Raw genomic sequence first — 17,413 nt, 5'->3', positions numbered from 1 at the left:
CAAATCATTAGAAGACGAACCAGAGACAATATGAATGAGAAAGCGTATTGTCATACAAAGCGCTATGCTTGTTCCTGATATTGAGTCCCACCACAAGGAGTGGAGAATGTCTTCCATTACAACAGATAATAAAGCTTTCCTGAATGAACTGACCCGTCTGGTTGGTCATTCTCACCTGCTCACTGAACCTGCTAAAACAGCCCGCTATCGCAAGGGATTCCGCTCCGGCCAGGGCGAAGCGCTCGCCGTCGTGTTCCCCGGCTCGCTTTTAGAGCTGTGGCGCGTTCTCAATGCTTGCGTCGCCGCAGATAAAATTATCCTGATGCAGGCCGCCAATACCGGCCTGACCGAAGGCTCTACGCCGAGCGGAAATGATTACGACCGCGAAATTGTCATTATCAGCACCCTGCGCCTGGATAAACTGCACGTCATCGGCAAAGGCGAACAAGTGCTGGCTTATCCCGGTACAACGTTGTATTCGCTGGAAAAGGCGCTCAAACCGTTTGGCCGTGAGCCACATTCTGTGATCGGGTCATCCTGTATTGGCGCTTCGGTAATTGGCGGCATTTGCAACAACTCCGGCGGCTCGCTGGTACAGCGCGGCCCGGCATATACCGAGATGTCGCTGTTTGCGCGTATTGACGAACAGGGCAAATTGCAGCTGGTCAACCATCTGGGTATCGAGCTGGGCCAGACCCCGGAACAGATCCTTAGCAAACTTGATGACGAGCGGATTAAAGATGACGATGTCCGCCACGACGGGCGACACGCGCACGATCACGACTATGTCACCCGCGTCAGAGATATTGAGGCGGACACGCCTGCCCGCTATAACGCCGACCCGGATCGCTTGTTTGAATCATCCGGTTGTGCAGGAAAGCTCGCGGTTTTCGCCGTGCGTCTGGACACCTTCGAAGCCGAAAAAAATCAGCAGGTCTTTTACATCGGTACCAATCAGCCTGAAGTGCTGACGGAAATCCGCCGTCATATTCTGGCAAAATTTGAGCACCTGCCGGTCGCCGGTGAATATATGCACCGCGATATTTACGACATCGCCGAGCAATATGGCAAAGATACGTTTCTGATGATCGACAAGCTCGGCACCGACAAAATGCCGTTCTTTTTCACCCTGAAAGGTCGCACCGATGCGATGCTGGAAAAAGTGAAAATTTTCCGTCCGCATTTCACCGACCGGGCAATGCAGAAATTTGGTCATTTGTTCCCCAGCCACTTACCGGCACGCATGAAAAGCTGGCGCGATAAGTACGAGCATCACCTGCTGTTAAAAATGGCCGGTGGCGGCGTGGCTGAAGCGCAAAACTGGCTCAGCGAATATTTCAAAACCGCTGAAGGCGACTTCTTTGCCTGTACCCCAGAAGAAGGCAGCAAGGCGTTTTTGCATCGCTTTGCGGCGGCTGGCGCGGCGATTCGTTATCAGGCCGTACATGCCGATGAAGTAGAAGATATTCTGGCACTGGATATCGCGCTGCGTCGTAACGACACCGAATGGTATGAGCATCTGCCGCCAGAAATCGACAGTCAACTGGTGCATAAGCTCTATTACGGTCACTTTATGTGCTATGTATTCCATCAGGATTACATCGTGAAAAAAGGCGTGGATGCACATGCGCTGAAAGAGCAGATGCTGGAGCTTCTGCACGAACGCGGAGCACAGTATCCGGCAGAGCATAACGTCGGACATCTGTATAAAGCACCGGAAACATTAACCCGTTTTTACCGCGAGAATGACCCCACCAACAGTATGAATCCGGGTATTGGTAAAACGAGTAAGCAAAAGTTCTGGAAAGAATCGTAGGCCCGATAAGCGTAAGCGCCATCGGGCACGTTGCCGGGGGCGCTTCGCTTGGCCAGCCTACGGTTTAATCGTTTTGCGCGGTTTGCTCACCCGTAGCTGAACCTGCCGCCGCCATCTGCGCCGCTTTTTGCTTTTTGTAGCTCAGCGCTGCCGCCGGAACCGGCATCACCTTGCCGGTTTCAATCCAGGTGCGTAAACGGCTGGCATCGGCAAAGTGGGTATATTTACCGAACGCATCCATCACCACCAGCGCCACCGGTTTGTTATTGATCACGGTGCGCATCACCAGACAGTGGCCTGCCGCATTGGTAAATCCGGTTTTGGTTAACTGAATATTCCAGTTATCGCGGTATACCAGATGGTTGGTGTTACGGAATGGCAGCGTATAAGCCGGGTTGGCAAAGGTCGCCATATCTTCACGCGTAGTGCTTAACTGGCCAATCAGCGGATACTGCTTGCTGGCGATCAGCAGCTTGGTTAAATCACGAGCTGTCGAGACGTTATGAATCGATAAGCCGGTTGGTTCCACAAAGCGTGTCTGAGTCATGCCGAGCGCTTTCGCTTTGGCATTCATGGCTTTAATAAACGCGTTATAACCGCCAGGGTAATGATGCGCCAGACTGGCTGCCGCACGGTTTTCTGACGACATCAGCGCCAGCAGCAGCATGTCTTTACGGCTAATTTCACTGTTCAGTCGCACACGAGAGTAGATGCCTTTCATTTCCGGTGTCTGACTGATATCAACTTTCAGTTTCTCATCCAACGGCAGTCGTGCATCAAGCACCACCATCGCGGTCATTAATTTGGTAATCGACGCAATCGGACGCACAAGGTCCGGGTGGTTCGAATAGATAACTTTGTTGGTATTCAGATCAACAATCATCGCGCTACCGGACGCTATCTCAGGTTGAGAAGCCGCTGCGGTAGTTGCCGTTTTCGCCACGGCTTGGGGTGCAAAAGGAACGGCCAGCACCAGGGCAAGGCTTAATAATGAAACTCGGAATTTCAGCATGATGAGATTTCTGATAATGGTTCACGCACGTCACAACGCACACCGCCAGAGACTAAGTATTATCTCAAGCTAGCTCAGGCATCATAGCGATCCGGCAGGTTTGCCGCCACAGGAGAATCGTCTCGAAATGCTGCGTTGCTGACTTTTACGTCAACAACGCAGCGCAGACAGGTTTATCCGTCAGAATAATCGGTAGCCGTAACCCCACAGGATTACCGTAATAGCCAGCAGAACTTCCAGTACCAGCACACCGATCGCCAGCGTCGAACTGGAAAAACTTAACCCTTCCTCGCGTGTGATATTCAGGAACGTAGGTATACCGAGATAAAGTAAATAGCCGGTGTAAAACAACGCGATGGTCCCCACCAATGCGCACAGCCAGACCAGCGGATAAAGTGCGACCAGTCCGCTTAAAAACAGCGGCGTCGCGACATATCCTGCAAAAACCATACAATGCGCCAGCGATGGGCGCTGCGGGTAATTACGCGCCATCCACCAGATAACCCGTCCCATGACGGCAACGCCCGCCAGCATCACCCCGTAAAACAGAATTGCCATCGCAAATCCGGTCAACAGAGACAGCTTCAGGATATTGCCATCGCCAAAATTCCAGCCGATTTGCGTGGTGCCGATAAATGCGCAAACCACCGGGATTGCCGCCATCAGCAGTACATGGTGGGTATAGTGATGCGAAACGCTTTCGTTTTCGCTGTTGATCACGTGCATTTCACGATCGGGATGGGAAAACAGCCCCCAGACATGGTTCATACCGCCCCCTTGTTGTCAGCTCCGGACCTCAACACTTCAAGTATAATTCAGCTTTTGATTATTTTATGTACACCGAAAAAATACCGAAGCGCCGGGTAAAAAGTTTGTTCAGGCGTAGGCATGATAAGCGAAGCGCCATCAGGCATTGGAGAGCTGAGCGACCTTAAGCGCTACTACGCGGCTTTTCCGGCATCAAATAATCATAGGGTGTATGCTATTAGCAGTGGAGGTCATACAATCGTATGGATATAAATCATTATGTTGCGCAATACGGCTATGCTGCGTTAATCATCGGCAGTCTGGCGGAAGGCGAAACCATTACCCTGTTAGGCGGCGTTGCGGCGCATCAGGGCGTCCTGAAATTTCCTCTGGTGGTACTCTCGGTCGCGCTGGGCGGGATGATTGGCGATCAGTTGCTTTATTTACTCGGACGTCGTTTTGGCGGCAAAATTTTGCAGCGTTTCTCGCGCCACCAGGCGAAAATTGATTACGCACAGAAGATGATCCAGCGACGTCCTTACCTGTTTGTGGTCGGTACGCGCTTTATGTACGGCTTTCGCGTTATTGGTCCCTTACTGATTGGCGCCAGTCACCTGCCGCCGAAGATCTTTTTACCGCTAAATATTCTTGGCGCGTTTGTCTGGGCATCGTTATTTACCACCCTGGGCTACATCGGTGGTGAAGTGATAGCGCCGTGGCTGCACAGCCTTGACCAGCATATCAAGCATGGCATCTGGCTGGTGCTGGTTATCGGGATTGTCGCGGGCATCCGCTGGTGGATGAAACGGCGAAGCACACGTAAAGCGCAATGAAGATGGCCCGACAGCGGAACACCGTCGGGCTGATTAATCAGGACGCGTGATAACCGCCGCCCAGCGCACTGGTCAACTGAATTGAGGCATCCAGCCATTGGCCTTGCAAAAGCAGACCGTTGCACTGCTCACGTAATGCCGGGATCTTTGCCTCGCTGACCCTGGAGCCCGCAATAATACCCGCATTAAAGCGCGCCTGAGCCAGCCCCACTACGCGCTGAGCGTCATGTTCAATCTGCTGCTGATGCTGATTTTTCTGCGCTAATGTTTCTACCTGCGATGCAGCACGTGCCACGTCATTCACCGCATCCACCACAGCTTTGTTGTAATTCGCCACCGTCAGGTTGCTTTGCGCTTTCGTTATGTCGAGATTCGCGTTCAGCCTGCCGCTGTCAAAGATAGGCAGTGTCAGCCCGGCGGTTACGCCCATTTGCTGCGCGGAATGGCGGAACAGGTCACTCAGATGTAACGCATCCTGTTGTAAAAATGCCATCAGATTCACATCGGGATAAAACGCCGCTTTCGCCGCATCAATGCTGCTCAGTGATGACTCAATGTACCAGTGCGCCGCCTGTAAATCCGGGCGGCGGGCCAGTAGCGAGTAACCCAATTGTGACGGGAGCTGGCTTTCGACCGCGGGCAGTGGGGTCGAATGGAGCTTCAGGGCCGTGGACTGGGCATTGGTCAGCGCGCTCAGCCGTGCTTCAATCACCTTCATTTTGCCGCTGACATCATTCAACTGCTGCTCTGTTTTGCTGGAGTCAATATCAGTTTCAACGCCTTCCACTGAAGAAGTTAGACCGTTTTGATACAGCTGACGATCGACGCTTATCACATTTTGCTGCTCGCTTTCGATTTGCGTCAGTACGGTTTTCAGCGCCGCCTGCGTCTGCCATTCCCAGTAAAGGCGGGAGACACCGCTCGCCAGCAGCTGCCGGGTTTGCTCGCGCTCAGCCTCACGTGCCTTAACGGCCCCAATACGCGCCGTCACTTCAGCCCGATTTTTACCCCACAGATCCAGATTCCAGCCAGCGGTTAAACCAAAGGTTCCATTGGTGTACCACGGTCCTGTTGTTCCGGCGGCCGGATCGGTAATGGCAAACGGTCCCATCAGACCCTCAGCTGACATTCTCTGACGCTCAACGTCTGCGGAGAAGTCGATCTCCGGGCCATCCTGTGCTTCCACGGCCTTAGCCTGCGCCTCCGCCAGTTGAATGCGCTGTTCCGCTACCTGCATATCAGGAGAATTTCGCAACGTGCTGTCAATCAACGCATTAAGTTGTGGGTCGTGATATGCCCTCCACCACTGGCTGTCCGGCCAGCCATTTTTTAACGCGGCAGGCAATGTGGTATCGACATTCGCAGCAGGGGTCTGCTGTGACAGAGACTGGCGGTCATCATGCATAGGCGCACAGCCTGCCATCAGAACAAAAAGCGGCAACAATGCCGTGGTGATAAACACAGAATTACGATTCATGGAGATATACAGGTAAGAAAAGATGTGCAGAGATTACGACTTGTCGCTTTTGCTTTTTTAGTTACGCGTGGCAATACATCTTTGGCAATAAAAATATAAAATCAGAAAAATATACACCTCGCGAATAATATAGGTTAAATAGTTTTAATAATTAATGGATGGAGATTTTATGTCACAGAATATCTATGACGATCCTGAGTTCTTTGCTGGATATGCCACACTGGATCGTTCAGTAAAGGGGCTCGACGGCGCGCCAGAATGGCCGACAATACAAGCGATGCTCCCCTCTCTTCAAGGCAAAAACATTCTTGATTTGGGCTGTGGATATGGCTGGTTTTGCCGCTACGCACGCGATAATCAGGCTGCCAGTGTAGTGGGACTGGATATTTCACAAAAAATGTTAACTCAGGCGCACAGTATGACGCAGGGTAATGGCATCGTTTATCAGCGTGAAGATCTTGAAACGCTTACCTTGTCCCCAAATTCCTTTGATCTGGTTTATAGCTCGCTTGCCCTGCACTATTTGCACGATATAGAACGATTATTCGTAACCATTTACCAGTCATTAACACCGGGAGGCATGTTGGTTTTCTCTGCTGAGCATCCAATTTATACCGCACCGCTTAACCAGGGCTGGATCAAAGATAAAACCGGGCAACTCTCCTGGCCGATTAATCATTATCAGCAGGAAGGTGAGCGCATCAGTAACTGGTTTGCTGAGGGCGTCAAAAAACAGCACCGTAAGCTGGCGACCTGGATTAATGCGCTGATTGGGGCCGGATTCGACATGGTTTGTGTCGATGAATGGGGACCTTCCGCGCAACAGATTGCTGAAAACCCAGCGTTAGATGAAGAAAAAGAGCGGCCGATGGTGTTTCTGCTCAGCGCACGTAAACCAGCATAACAGCGCCTCCAGGCAGAATGATTAATACTTTCCTATACTCAATCTGAACTTACCAAAAAAAGGAAAGTTAATGAAAATTCTGCTGTGGGTTATTCTGATTATTTTTCTGATTGGACTGTTGGTGGTAACAGGCGTGTTTAAGATGATTTTTTGATATTGCTGCCTATCAGCCAGCCCGGATAAGGCATTAACATTTAATCCGGTCTGGCGCATCAGCTGTGTTCAAAGGGTAATAGCCTGAATCGCACGCGCGATATCCGGCGAATTGTTTAACGCACGAATTTCCTGAAACAGCGCGGTTGCCTCTGAATATTCTTTTCGCAGATACCCTAACCACTGCTTAATCCGCGCTACATGATACAGCCCGGTGTCCCCCTGCTTTTCAAGACGGGTATATTTTTGCAACAGCGTCACAACATCAGGCCACGGCATACGCGGCTCGTTGTATTTCACCACGCGGCTCAGGTTTGGAATATTTAATGCGCCACGTCCGATCATCACCGCATCGCATCCGCTGATGGCCATACAATCCTGGGCGCTCTGCCAGTCCCAGATTTCGCCATTCGCGATAACCGGAATAGTCAGTCGCTGGCGGATCTCGCCAATCGCCTGCCAGTTAATATGTTCTGCCTTATAGCCCTGTTCCTTGGTTCGACCATGCACCGCCAGTTCGCTGGCGCCAGCCTGCTGCACGGCATCGGCAATTTCAAACTGCCGATCGCTGTTATCCCAGCCCAGACGCACTTTCACCGTCACCGGGAGATGAGCCGGGACCGCCTCGCGCATAGCTTTTGCGCCCCGGTAGATAAGCTCAGGATCTTTCAGTAACGTTGCGCCACCGCCGCTGCCGTTCACCAGCTTCGACGGACAACCACAGTTCAGATCGACACCGTACGATCCCAGTTCTACCGCACGCGCCGCATTCTCCGCCAGCCACTGCGGGTACTGCCCCAACAGCTGAATGCGAACCAACGTGCCGGATGGCGTCCGGCTGTTGTTATGCAGTTCCGGGCAGAGTCGATGAAATACTTTTGCCGGCAGGAGCTGATCCACCACGCGCACAAACTCGGTGATGCACAGATCGTAATCATTCACTTCAGTCAGCAGCTCGCGCACCAGTGAGTCGAGCACGCCTTCCATCGGCGCCAGTAAAACACGCATATCGTCACCCGCAAAAAAAGAGGCGCTATGGTAGCGCCTCCGTTCGGGAGATTAAAGAGGCTCAGCGTGGCAGCAGGCAGTTATCTTCTTTCCAGCCGTATAACCACTCCATACCGCGATAAAATTCCGCCTGCGACTTGTCTTTCCACAACAGATTACGCACCTGACGCTCGACGCCTGCGGCATGGTAGACGCGTCCCATTTCGCGGGTTGACCAGACGATGCGTGCGGTACGCGGAATACGCACCGACTCATACAGCGCGAAGGCATCAGCCGCATCGCCGTCACACTGCTGTAACGCTTTACCTAGCGTGACAGCATCTTCCAGCGCCATACAGGCTCCTTGCGCCATATATTGCGCCACCGGGTGCGCGGCATCTCCCACCAGCGTGATGCGGTCGGTTCCCCATTTCTCTACCGGCTCACGATCGGCGGTTGACCAGCGCCGCCATGACGTCGGTTTATCCAGCATCTGACGAGGGCGTGGATGAATACCCGCAAAATAGGAGAGCACTTCCTCTTTGCTACCATCCTTCACCCCCCACTCCTCCTGCTGACGACTGTGGAAGGTCACCACCAGGTTGTACTGTTTGCCGCCGCGCAGTGGGTAGTGCACCAGATGACAATGCGGTCCGGCCCACAATACCGGCGCGTTAATGCGCAAATCTTCCGGCATATCATCGCAATCAATCACGGCGCGATAGACCACGTGCCCGGTAACCCGCGGAGCATCGCCAATCAGAGACTGACGAACAACCGATTTTACACCGTCACAGCCCACCAGAATATCCGCCGTCCAGTTGTTGCCGTGTTCGTCAAATACCGTCACGTCATTCTCTGTCTGGCGAATATCAACCACGTTAGTTGAAGTGCGATACTCAACGTTAGGATGCACCAGCGCCGCTTCCCAAACGCTGGCGTGAATATCAACCCGATGGATAACCGCATAAGGACCGCCAAAGTGATCGCGGAACGCCTGCCCGGTTTCAATGCGTACTACCTCTTTCGCATTTACCGCATCCATCATCGTGATGTGGTCGGTTAAAACGGCGCGTTGACGGGCAACTTCCCCCACGCCAAGGCTGTCCAGAGCAGAAAATGCATTCGGCCCGAGCTGAATACCCGCGCCAATTTCACCAATTTCGTGCGCTTTCTCCAGCAACATCACTTTAATGCCCTGACGGGCCAGCGATAGCGCGGTCGCCGCGCCGCCAATCCCGCCACCCACGATAATTGCGCGTGTCACTTTAGCCATTGTCGTTCTCCTTATCAGGCTGGAATTTTGTCTTGTTGATTCTCGGGCGCGGCGGCGATAAACGCCGGAAGCTGGGTACAGGCATCATATACCGCCTTACAGCGTGGATATCCGCTCAGATCGCAACCCATCCGCAACGCGTTTGCCCACTGCGGGATCAGACAGCAATCCGCCAGCGTCGGTGCGTCCCCCACGCAAAACGTCCCCGAGTGACTCTGGCGCAACATCTGTTCCACCGCGCTTAACCCTTGCTGGATCCAGTGGGCATACCAGCGTTTTTTATCTTCTTCACTGACCTTTAGCTCTTCGCTCAGGTAGCGCAGCACCCGTAGATTGTTTACAGGGTGAATATCACAGGCGATGGCATAAACAATTTCCAGCACCTTACTGCGCGTCGGGAAGTCAGCAGGCAGCAGCGGCGACTGCGGAAAGTGGCCATCCAGCCAGTCGGTTATCGCCAGAGACTGCCCGAGTGATTCTCCGTCATCGGTCACCAGCGTCGGCACCAGTCCCACCGCATTCATTCGCCGATAGGCCAGTTCGTTCTGCTGACCAATGCGAATATTGACGCCCACCGTCTGGTAATCGAGCCCCTTCAGCGCCAGCGCAATGCGTACACGATATGACGCGGAGCTATTAAAGAAACTGTACAGCTTCATTATGCACCTCAGACAATCTTCACGGCGATGGGGGTTAAACCGTCTACGTTTCCGGTGATCACATCCCCTTTCACTACCGCCCCTACGCCTTCGGGTGTACCGGTGTAGATTAGATCGCCTGGCTGCAGTTCGAAAAAGCCTGACAGATAGCTGATGGTTTCATTCACAGACCAGATGAGGTGGCGAATATCGCTACGCTGGTGATCGTCGCCGTTGACCTGCAACCAGATTGGCGCATGGTTAACATCCACACTTTCGCTGGCTTTATGCAACGGCGCGATGGGCGCGGAGAGATCAAACGCTTTGCCGATTTCCCATGGACGCCCCATCTGACGCATCTCCATCTGCCGGTCACGGCGGGTCATATCCAGACCGGTGGCATAGCCCCAGATATATTCGTGCGCTTTTTCCAGCGGAATATCGCTGCCCTTTTTACCAATCGCCACCACCAGCTCTATCTCATAGTGATAGTTATCGGTCTGCGATGGGTACGGCAGTTCAAGGATCTGACCAGCTGCCACCGGGACTATCGCATCAGCAGGTTTACAGAAGAAGAACGGGGGTTCGCGATCCGGATCAAAGCCCATTTCACGCGCATGAGCGGCATAGTTACGGCCCACACAATAAACGCGGCGTACGGGAAATTGTTCATCACTACCAACCACCGGAACGGTAACAGGTGCTTGTGGTTCGAATACATATTGCGTCATTTTCTCTCTCCCAAATTAATAGCGTGCTTCACGGAACAGCCCCAGCGCTTCCTGAACCGGTCTGTCCGAAAAACTGAATAAGACGGTATCTTCGTGGGTCTGGAACGACACGCCGTGCCAGGTCGGCACCACAAAAATATCTTTTGGCGAAAAGTTGAAGGTCTCGTTACCGATGGTGACCTGCCCACTTCCTTCCACCACGTGATAGATAGTGCTGTCAGTGGTACGCGCCATTCGTGAGGAAAAGCCCTGCGGCAACAGTTGCAGGAAGGTTCCCATCGAAGGCATGGGATAACCGCCGGTTACCGGGTTGACGTAACGCATCTTGTAACCGTCCCACTCATCGGCGTCGCCCATACGGGTCAGGTCATGTAGCGCTTCACGGCTGCGATCGTAGCGATAGTTAAAAATCGGCGATGAGTTACCCTTCTGATGGCGCAGCGGCAGCATATTGGCCGCGTAGCGCGGTAAGTAATCCCCTTCCTGGCGCGTGACCGGCTGCTGATCTTCCGGGTAGTCTTCCGCAAAGCCGCAGCCCAGCAGGTTCACCAGCGGCAGATCCAGACCGTCCAGCCACACCACCGGTTCACTGCCCGGGTTGCCGTGATCGTGCCAGCGCCACTGCGGCGTCAGAATAAAATCGCCTTCATGCATCTGGGTGCGCTCGCCATCCACAGCGGTAAATGCCCCTTTCCCTTCGACAATAAAGCGCAGCGCAGACTGGTTGTGGCGGTGACTCGGCGCAACCTCGCCCGGCATAATTAACTGCAATCCTGCGTACAGCGTTGGGGTGATTGAAGACTGTCCGCGCAACATTGGGTTTTCCAGCACCAGCACGCGGCGAATCGCCTCTTTCGCGCCAATCAGATCGCCACTTTCTAACAGCAGAGGGCGGATCTCCTGATAGTTCCAGTACGCAGGCGCGCAATGTGCGTTCGGTGTTGGCGGCACCAGGCGGTGCAGCGACTCCCACAGAGGGGTCAGATTCTGCCCGGAAATATGCTGGTAAAACTGTTGACGGCTGTTCTTAACATCCTGATTCAGTTCAGACATAGGGATTCTCCTTATTCATTCACAACACCTGCGCGAGGCAGAGTATTTGAGGCAGAGGCCGACTGGCGGATAACAACCGTCAGCAGCGTAAGCATCACCGCGCTGATGGCCGCCGGGACGGCAATAATGAAAAACAGGTTATCGAATGAGAAATTCATCGCCATCATCACGCCGCCAGAAAGCGAGCCGACAATCGCGCCGCAGCGCCCCACCGCATTAGACCAGCTGACGCCCGTCGCCCGGCTTTGTGTCGGATATAGCGTGGCGGTTAACGCATTTAGACCAACCTGAGAACCGCTGATACCAATGCCGGTGCCAAAAATAGCCAGAGCCATCAACCACAGACCGTTCTCGCTCAGGCCAATCATGACGATGCACACTGCGCCCAGTGCATAACTCACGGCCAGCACGCGGAAAGGATTGTATTTATCCATCAGCACGCCCAGCGCCAGCGCCCCCAGCGTTCCTCCAATCTGGAAGGCGGCAGTTACCCATGAGGCATGCTGCAGATCAATTCCACGATGGTTTAACAGCGTTGGCATCCAACTGGAAAGCAGATAAATAATCAGCAAGCTCATAAAGAACACTACCCATAGCATCAGGGTAATAGGCAGCTGTCGCCCGACGAACAGCTGGCGAATGCTTCCTTTAGCAATCGCGGTGCCCTCGTTGAGATAAAAATGGGTAGTGTCATAACGTTCCCGGGTGATGGCGCTAACGGTTCTGGCAATCACGTTTTGCGGCAGTTGGCGACGAACCTGCCAGCGCGGGGATTCCGGAAGCGCAAACAGCAGAGCCACAAACAGCATGAGTGGTAGAACGCCTCCCAGCACCAGAATGCCGTGCCAGCCAATGACCGGCACCAGTTGCGCGCTCACAATTCCACCCATCGCCGACCCCAGAGTAAATCCACAAAACATCATGGTCACCAGCGCGCCACGCCGCCGCGCTGGCAGGTACTCTGACGTCATGGTGATGGTATTTGGCATCGCGCCGCCCAGACCTAACCCGGTAAGAAAGCGCAAAATAACCAGCGTTTGTAGATCGGGAGAAAAAGCCGAAATCAGGCTCAGGGCGCCGAACAGCGCCACGCAGAGTTCAATCACCCGTTTGCGGCCAAAACGGTCAGACAATGGGCCGCAGAGCAATGCGCCAGCGGTTAGCCCCAACAGGCCTGCGCCAAACAACGGCGCCAGATCGCCGGCAGTCAGCTGCCAGTGAGTACGAATGTCGGGAGCGATAAAGCCAATAGCTGCGGTATCAAATCCGTCGAGCATGACGACCAGAAAACAGCAAATGATAACGCGCCACTGGGTCTTACCGACGGGAGCGGAATCGATCAGTGCTTGTAGATCACGTTGATGAGTCATAGTGAATGCCTCAGTGCAGGTAGAGTAGATGTCTGTTTTGTTTTAGGTATGTTGCGACTTTGTATGTTTGGAGATGAAATGTACAATGGCTTTTCATGCAGAGGCATAACCTGGAGGTTATAGCAAATGGCAAACTGGGCGCAGAAACTTAAGTTGCAACACCTGCAAACGCTTATCGCGCTGGGCGAACAGGGAAATCTGACTCACGTCGCACGGATGATGAATATCACCCAGCCAGCGTTGTCAAAATGGTTATCACAGCTCGAAGATGAGATTGGCATCACCCTCTTTGAACGTCATAGCAAAGGCTTGCGTCCTTCCGAAGGCGGCAAACTGCTACTGCAGCATGCCCAACGCCTGCTCAATGATATGGAACGTTCGCAATATGAAATCGCCCGTTTTAAGCAAGGCGGCCTGGTGGGAAGTCTGAAGATTGGCTGCTCACCCGTGGCGACCGACTGCGTTTCAATGGCAATACTGGGTTTGCTCAAAGAGTTGCCAACCCTGAACCTTAATATCGAAGAGAAAGTGATGACCCCGCTGCTGCACGATCTGCTCGCGGGTTCGGTGGATGTCGTCGTCGGTCGCGTCGGTGGCCGGGCGCTTCAGTTGCCGCTCAATTACCAGGTGCTGTATACCGAGCCGGTCTGTTTCGTCGCCCGTCCCGATCATCCCTTGGCAAAATATCCCTTGCTCACCTGGCACGATCTGGCGAACTGGCGCTGGATTGTCTGGCCGACAGGAACCCCTATCCGGATAAGCATTGATAACGCGCTGGTTGATAACGGCGTCATGTTGCCGGAAAACATCATTGAATCGGCGTCGATCAACGTCAGTACCAACCTGCTGCAAAGTAGCGATATGATCTCTATTCTTTCTTTGCGTCTGGCACAACGGTATGCCGCCCAGGGACAGCTGGCTATTCTGAATCTGCCGAAGATTGAACAAAAAGGCAGCGTCGGCGTCTTCTGGCGCAACAACGAAACACCTACTACCGCCCTGAATCGTTTTTTGTATTATCTGGCACAGGCTTAGCGCGGAGAGTTAGGGCCATCGCCCGATGTTCCAGATATCTATTTCCTCTATGCTTAGAATTCATGATGTGATCGGTAGCACGTTTTTAAGTTTAATTGTATGATGAATCAGTCTCGTCAAGGGTTTCAACTATGAGCAAAGCACTGAACGTTATCTGGCAATATTTGCGCGCATTCGTCCTGATTTATGCCTGCCTCTACGCAGGTATTTTTCTTGCGTCGCTACTTCCTATCACCATTCCGGGCAGCATTATCGGCATGCTGATTCTGTTTGTCTTACTGGCTTTGCAGGTGTTACCGGCAAAATGGGTTAACCCTGGCTGCTACGTGCTGATTCGTTATATGGCCCTGCTGTTTGTCCCGATTGGCGTGGGGATCATGCAGTACTTTGACCTGCTCCGCGCACAATTTGGTCCGGTAGTGGTGTCCTGTACCATCAGTACGCTGGTCGTTTTCCTGGTGGTGAGCTGGAGCTCGCACATTGTGCACGGTGAACGCAAAATCGTTGGGCAAAAAGGGTCTAAAGAATGATGTCGTATATCTGGTGGTCGTTACCTCTTACGCTGGCGGTGTTTTTTGGCGCACGTAAGCTGGCTGCACGATTTAAAATGCCGCTATTGAACCCGCTGCTGGTTGCCATGGTGGTGATTATTCCCATTCTGCTGCTGACCGGCATTCCCTACGATCACTATTTCAAAGGCAGCGAAGTACTGAACGATTTACTGCAACCTGCCGTGGTCGCGCTGGCCTATCCGTTATACGAACAGTTGCACCAAATTCGCGCCCGCTGGAAATCAATCATTGCTATCTGTTTTGCCGGGAGCGTTGTGGCGATGGTAACAGGTACAACAATCGCTTTGTTGATGGGCGCATCACCGCAAATTGCCGCGTCTATCATGCCAAAATCGGTCACCACGCCTATCGCTATGGCCGTGGGAGGCAGTATTGGCGGCATTCCGGCTATCAGCGCCGTATGCGTTATTTTTGTCGGTATCCTCGGGGCAGTATTTGGTCATACGTTGCTTAATGCGATGCGCATTCGCACCAAGGCCGCTCGGGGGCTGGCAATGGGCACCGCGTCGCACGCCCTGGGTACCGCACGCTGTGCAGAACTGGACTACCAGGAAGGCGCGTTTAGTTCTCTGGCGCTGGTTATTTGCGGCATTATCACCTCGTTGGTTGCCCCATTCCTGTTCCCGATTATTCTGGCGGTGGTGGGTTAACCTTCATTTTTTAGCTATTTATTTGCGATGCGTTGCACATTTTTCATTTAAGTTTCATAAGTTGCATACGTAATGGGATTTAGATCACATATAAAGCCATAACAGGTCCGTAAACTACGATTCCATTACATTGTTATGAGGCATCGCCATGCATCCACGTTTTCAAACTGCTTTTGCCCAACTCGCGGATAACTTGCAATCAGCCCTGGCCCCTGTTCTGGCGGATGCGCATTTCCCCGCCATGCTGACTGCTGAGCAGGTCTCTTTGCTGAAACGCGAATCGGGACTGGACGAAGACGCGCTGGCATTCGCTCTGCTGCCGCTGGCTGCGGCCTGCGCACGTACTCCACTGTCCAATTTCAACGTTGGGGCTATTTCTCGCGGCATCAGCGGCAACTGGTACTTCGGTGGGAACATGGAGTTCCTGGGCGCGACCATGCAGCAAACTGTTCATGCCGAGCAAAGCGCTATCAGCCACGCCTGGCTGCGCGGTGAAAAAGGGCTCGCTGCCATCACCGTCAACTACACGCCGTGCGGTCACTGTCGCCAGTTTATGAACGAACTAAACAGCGGACTGGATTTACGTATTCATCTGCCGGGACGTGCGCCACACGTGCTGCGCGATTATCTGCCAGATGCCTTCGGCCCGAAGGATCTGGAGATTAAAACGCTGCTGATGGACGATCAGGATCACGGCTTCGCACTGCAGGGCGATGCGTTGACCCAGGCAGCAATCACCGCTGCCAATAGATGTCATATGCCGTACAGCAAATCCCCAAGCGGCGTGGCACTGGAGTGTAAAGATGGTCGTATTTTTAGCGGCAGCTATGCTGAAAATGCCGCTTTTAACCCAACCCTGCCACCACTGCAAGGCGCGTTGAACCTGTTAAATCTGAACGGTTATGATTATTCAGATATCCAACGCGCCGTGCTGGCTGAAAAAGCCGATGCGCCGTTAATTCAGTGGGATGCGACATCTGCCACGCTGAAAGCACTGGGCTGCGACAATATAGAGCGCGTGCTACTCGACTAAGTCGTGTTGCCCGATGGCGTAACGTCATCGGGCAACAGTGACTAAAATCCCCTCAATCAGATTACTGTTTCTTGCGCTACGTCTTCCGGTACAGTAGCCTGATTGAAATTCCATCCAAATAACGAGTTTTCTGCATGTTAAAGCGCGTGTTTTACAGCCTGTTAGTCCTGCTGGGCTTGCTGCTTTTGACTGTGCTTGGACTCGATCGGTGGATGAGCTGGAAGACTGCTCCCTACATTTACGACGAACTGCAGGATTTACCCTACCGCCAGGTAGGAGTGGTTCTGGGCACGGCGAAGTATTACCGCACCGGCGTCATCAATCAGTATTACCGCTACCGCATTCAGGGCGCATTGAACGCCTATAACAGCGGGAAGGTAAACTATCTGCTGTTAAGCGGCGACAACGCACAGCAAAGCTACAACGAACCCATGACGATGCGTAAAGATCTGATTGCCGCAGGCGTCGATCCCGCTGACATCGTGCTTGATTACGCCGGGTTCCGAACGCTCGACTCCATCGTGCGTACCCGTAAGGTGTTCGATACCAACGATTTCATCATTATTACCCAGCGATTCCACTGTGAACGTGCCTTGTTTATTGCGCTCCATATGGGTATCCAGGCCCAGTGCTACGCCGTACCTTCGCCAAAAGATATGCTCACCGTGCGGGTACGTGAATTTGGCGCCCGTTTTGGCGCACTTGCCGATCTCTACATTTTTAAACGTGAACCCCGCTTTTTAGGCCCACTGGTCCCTATCCCAACCATGCATCAGGTACCGGACGATGCACAGGGATATCCGGCAGTCACGCCTGAACAACTGCTCGAATTACAAAAGAAACAAGGAAAATAAGCATGGATGTACAAACCCTTTTCGTCGTGTTGGCCTTTCTGCTCATTCCCGTGTTTTGTTTTCGTGAAGCCTGGAAAGGCTGGCGCTCGGGAGCCGTAGATAAAATTAAAAAGAATGCGCGCGAACCGGTTTTCGCTTATCGCAATCAAGAGACGCTGCAATTTTGGTCTTACGTACTGGTTTATGCTGGATGCGGGTGCTTATCCTTCGGTATGGTTATTTACTTAGTTTTTTATCGATAACGCATTTGCCTTTATATTAGCGTTTGAGAA

19 protein-coding genes are annotated in these 17,413 nt (G+C 52.9%); 10 read left to right on the top strand and 9 right to left on the bottom strand.

Annotated elements, in window-relative coordinates; all coding sequences use genetic code 11:
- The first annotated feature begins 106 nt into the window (after window positions 1-106).
- Entirely contained in the window at window positions 107-1,816 is a 1,710-nt protein-coding gene (gene dld, locus OGV85_RS14970; RefSeq protein WP_003027361.1) for a D-lactate dehydrogenase, read from the top strand.
- A gap of 64 nt (window positions 1,817-1,880) precedes the next feature.
- Here dld and pbpG read toward each other — a convergent pair whose 3' ends face one another.
- A complete protein-coding gene (pbpG, locus tag OGV85_RS14965; protein WP_003027363.1) occupies window positions 1,881-2,828 on the bottom strand; it encodes a D-alanyl-D-alanine endopeptidase in 948 nt (315 codons plus the stop codon).
- A 180-nt stretch (window positions 2,829-3,008) separates the two neighbouring features.
- A complete protein-coding gene (locus tag OGV85_RS14960; RefSeq protein ID WP_003840142.1) occupies window positions 3,009-3,596 on the bottom strand; it encodes a Yip1 family protein in 588 nt (195 codons plus the stop codon).
- A gap of 242 nt (window positions 3,597-3,838) precedes the next feature.
- On the opposite strand from OGV85_RS14960, the gene OGV85_RS14955 reads away from it, so the two are divergent.
- Window positions 3,839-4,408 (top strand): DedA family protein, encoded by a 570-nt coding sequence (locus OGV85_RS14955; protein WP_061548544.1) that lies wholly within the window; start codon window positions 3,839-3,841, stop codon window positions 4,406-4,408.
- A gap of 37 nt (window positions 4,409-4,445) precedes the next feature.
- Here the strand turns inward: OGV85_RS14955 and mdtQ are convergent, their stop codons facing one another.
- Entirely contained in the window at window positions 4,446-5,885 is a 1,440-nt protein-coding gene (gene mdtQ / locus OGV85_RS14950) for a multidrug resistance outer membrane protein MdtQ (RefSeq protein ID WP_054528583.1), read from the bottom strand.
- Between the two features lie 169 nt (window positions 5,886-6,054).
- Between mdtQ and OGV85_RS14945 the strand changes: the two genes are divergently transcribed.
- The gene (locus OGV85_RS14945) at window positions 6,055-6,789 is read left to right on the top strand and encodes a class I SAM-dependent methyltransferase (protein WP_032949642.1); all 735 of its coding nucleotides are present in this window, start codon (window positions 6,055-6,057) and stop codon (window positions 6,787-6,789) included.
- A gap of 70 nt (window positions 6,790-6,859) precedes the next feature.
- The gene (yohP, locus tag OGV85_RS24570; RefSeq protein ID WP_015572324.1) at window positions 6,860-6,943 is read left to right on the top strand and encodes a small membrane protein YohP; all 84 of its coding nucleotides are present in this window, start codon (window positions 6,860-6,862) and stop codon (window positions 6,941-6,943) included.
- 68 nt (window positions 6,944-7,011) lie between these two features.
- On the opposite strand, the gene dusC is transcribed toward yohP, so the two are convergent.
- The 6 genes from dusC to mhbT all read right to left on the bottom strand — a co-directional run bounded on the left by dusC (window position 7,012) and on the right by mhbT (window position 12,997).
- Window positions 7,012-7,950 (bottom strand): tRNA dihydrouridine(16) synthase DusC, encoded by a 939-nt coding sequence (dusC, locus tag OGV85_RS14940; RefSeq protein WP_016150649.1) that lies wholly within the window; start codon window positions 7,948-7,950, stop codon window positions 7,012-7,014.
- Between the two features lie 61 nt (window positions 7,951-8,011).
- Window positions 8,012-9,205, bottom strand: coding sequence for a 3-hydroxybenzoate 6-monooxygenase (locus OGV85_RS14935; RefSeq protein WP_061548543.1), 1,194 nt, complete (start codon window positions 9,203-9,205; stop codon window positions 8,012-8,014).
- A 14-nt stretch (window positions 9,206-9,219) separates the two neighbouring features.
- A complete protein-coding gene (maiA, locus tag OGV85_RS14930) occupies window positions 9,220-9,864 on the bottom strand; it encodes a maleylacetoacetate isomerase (RefSeq protein ID WP_061548542.1) in 645 nt (214 codons plus the stop codon).
- An 8-nt stretch (window positions 9,865-9,872) separates the two neighbouring features.
- Window positions 9,873-10,574, bottom strand: a complete 702-nt coding sequence (locus OGV85_RS14925) for a fumarylacetoacetate hydrolase family protein (protein ID WP_016150651.1) — start codon at window positions 10,572-10,574, stop codon at window positions 9,873-9,875.
- Window positions 10,575-10,589: 15 nt separating this feature from the next.
- Window positions 10,590-11,627 (bottom strand): gentisate 1,2-dioxygenase, encoded by a 1,038-nt coding sequence (gene gtdA, locus OGV85_RS14920; protein ID WP_003840127.1) that lies wholly within the window; start codon window positions 11,625-11,627, stop codon window positions 10,590-10,592.
- Between the two features lie 11 nt (window positions 11,628-11,638).
- Window positions 11,639-12,997: a 3-hydroxybenzoate transporter MhbT gene (gene mhbT / locus OGV85_RS14915; protein ID WP_003027377.1), complete on the bottom strand. Its 1,359-nt coding sequence runs from the start codon at window positions 12,995-12,997 to the stop codon at window positions 11,639-11,641.
- Window positions 12,998-13,123: 126 nt separating this feature from the next.
- Between mhbT and OGV85_RS14910 the strand changes: the two genes are divergently transcribed.
- From OGV85_RS14910 to OGV85_RS14885, 6 genes are all read left to right on the top strand, one after another.
- The gene (locus OGV85_RS14910) at window positions 13,124-14,032 is read left to right on the top strand and encodes a LysR substrate-binding domain-containing protein (RefSeq protein WP_003027378.1); all 909 of its coding nucleotides are present in this window, start codon (window positions 13,124-13,126) and stop codon (window positions 14,030-14,032) included.
- Between the two features lie 131 nt (window positions 14,033-14,163).
- The gene (locus OGV85_RS14905; RefSeq protein ID WP_003027379.1) at window positions 14,164-14,562 is read left to right on the top strand and encodes a CidA/LrgA family protein; all 399 of its coding nucleotides are present in this window, start codon (window positions 14,164-14,166) and stop codon (window positions 14,560-14,562) included.
- Window positions 14,559-15,254, top strand: a complete 696-nt coding sequence (locus tag OGV85_RS14900) for a CidB/LrgB family autolysis modulator (RefSeq protein WP_003027380.1) — start codon at window positions 14,559-14,561, stop codon at window positions 15,252-15,254. The genes OGV85_RS14905 and OGV85_RS14900 overlap by 4 nt, the downstream gene beginning before the upstream one ends.
- A gap of 148 nt (window positions 15,255-15,402) precedes the next feature.
- Entirely contained in the window at window positions 15,403-16,287 is an 885-nt protein-coding gene (gene cdd, locus OGV85_RS14895; RefSeq protein ID WP_048218239.1) for a cytidine deaminase, read from the top strand.
- Between the two features lie 134 nt (window positions 16,288-16,421).
- A complete protein-coding gene (gene sanA / locus OGV85_RS14890) occupies window positions 16,422-17,141 on the top strand; it encodes an outer membrane permeability protein SanA (protein WP_003027383.1) in 720 nt (239 codons plus the stop codon).
- Between the two features lie 2 nt (window positions 17,142-17,143).
- Complete coding sequence (locus OGV85_RS14885; protein ID WP_061548541.1) at window positions 17,144-17,383, top strand: DUF2542 family protein; 240 nt, start codon at window positions 17,144-17,146, stop codon at window positions 17,381-17,383.
- Window positions 17,384-17,413: the final 30 nt, after the last annotated feature.

Origin of the sequence: Citrobacter sp. Cf132 (assembly GCF_030333885.1) — a bacterium.
Taxonomy (GTDB): domain Bacteria; phylum Pseudomonadota; class Gammaproteobacteria; order Enterobacterales; family Enterobacteriaceae; genus Citrobacter; species Citrobacter freundii.
The sequence above is the reverse complement of the archived record's forward strand: the minus strand, read 5'-3'. Positions and strand labels throughout refer to the sequence as shown.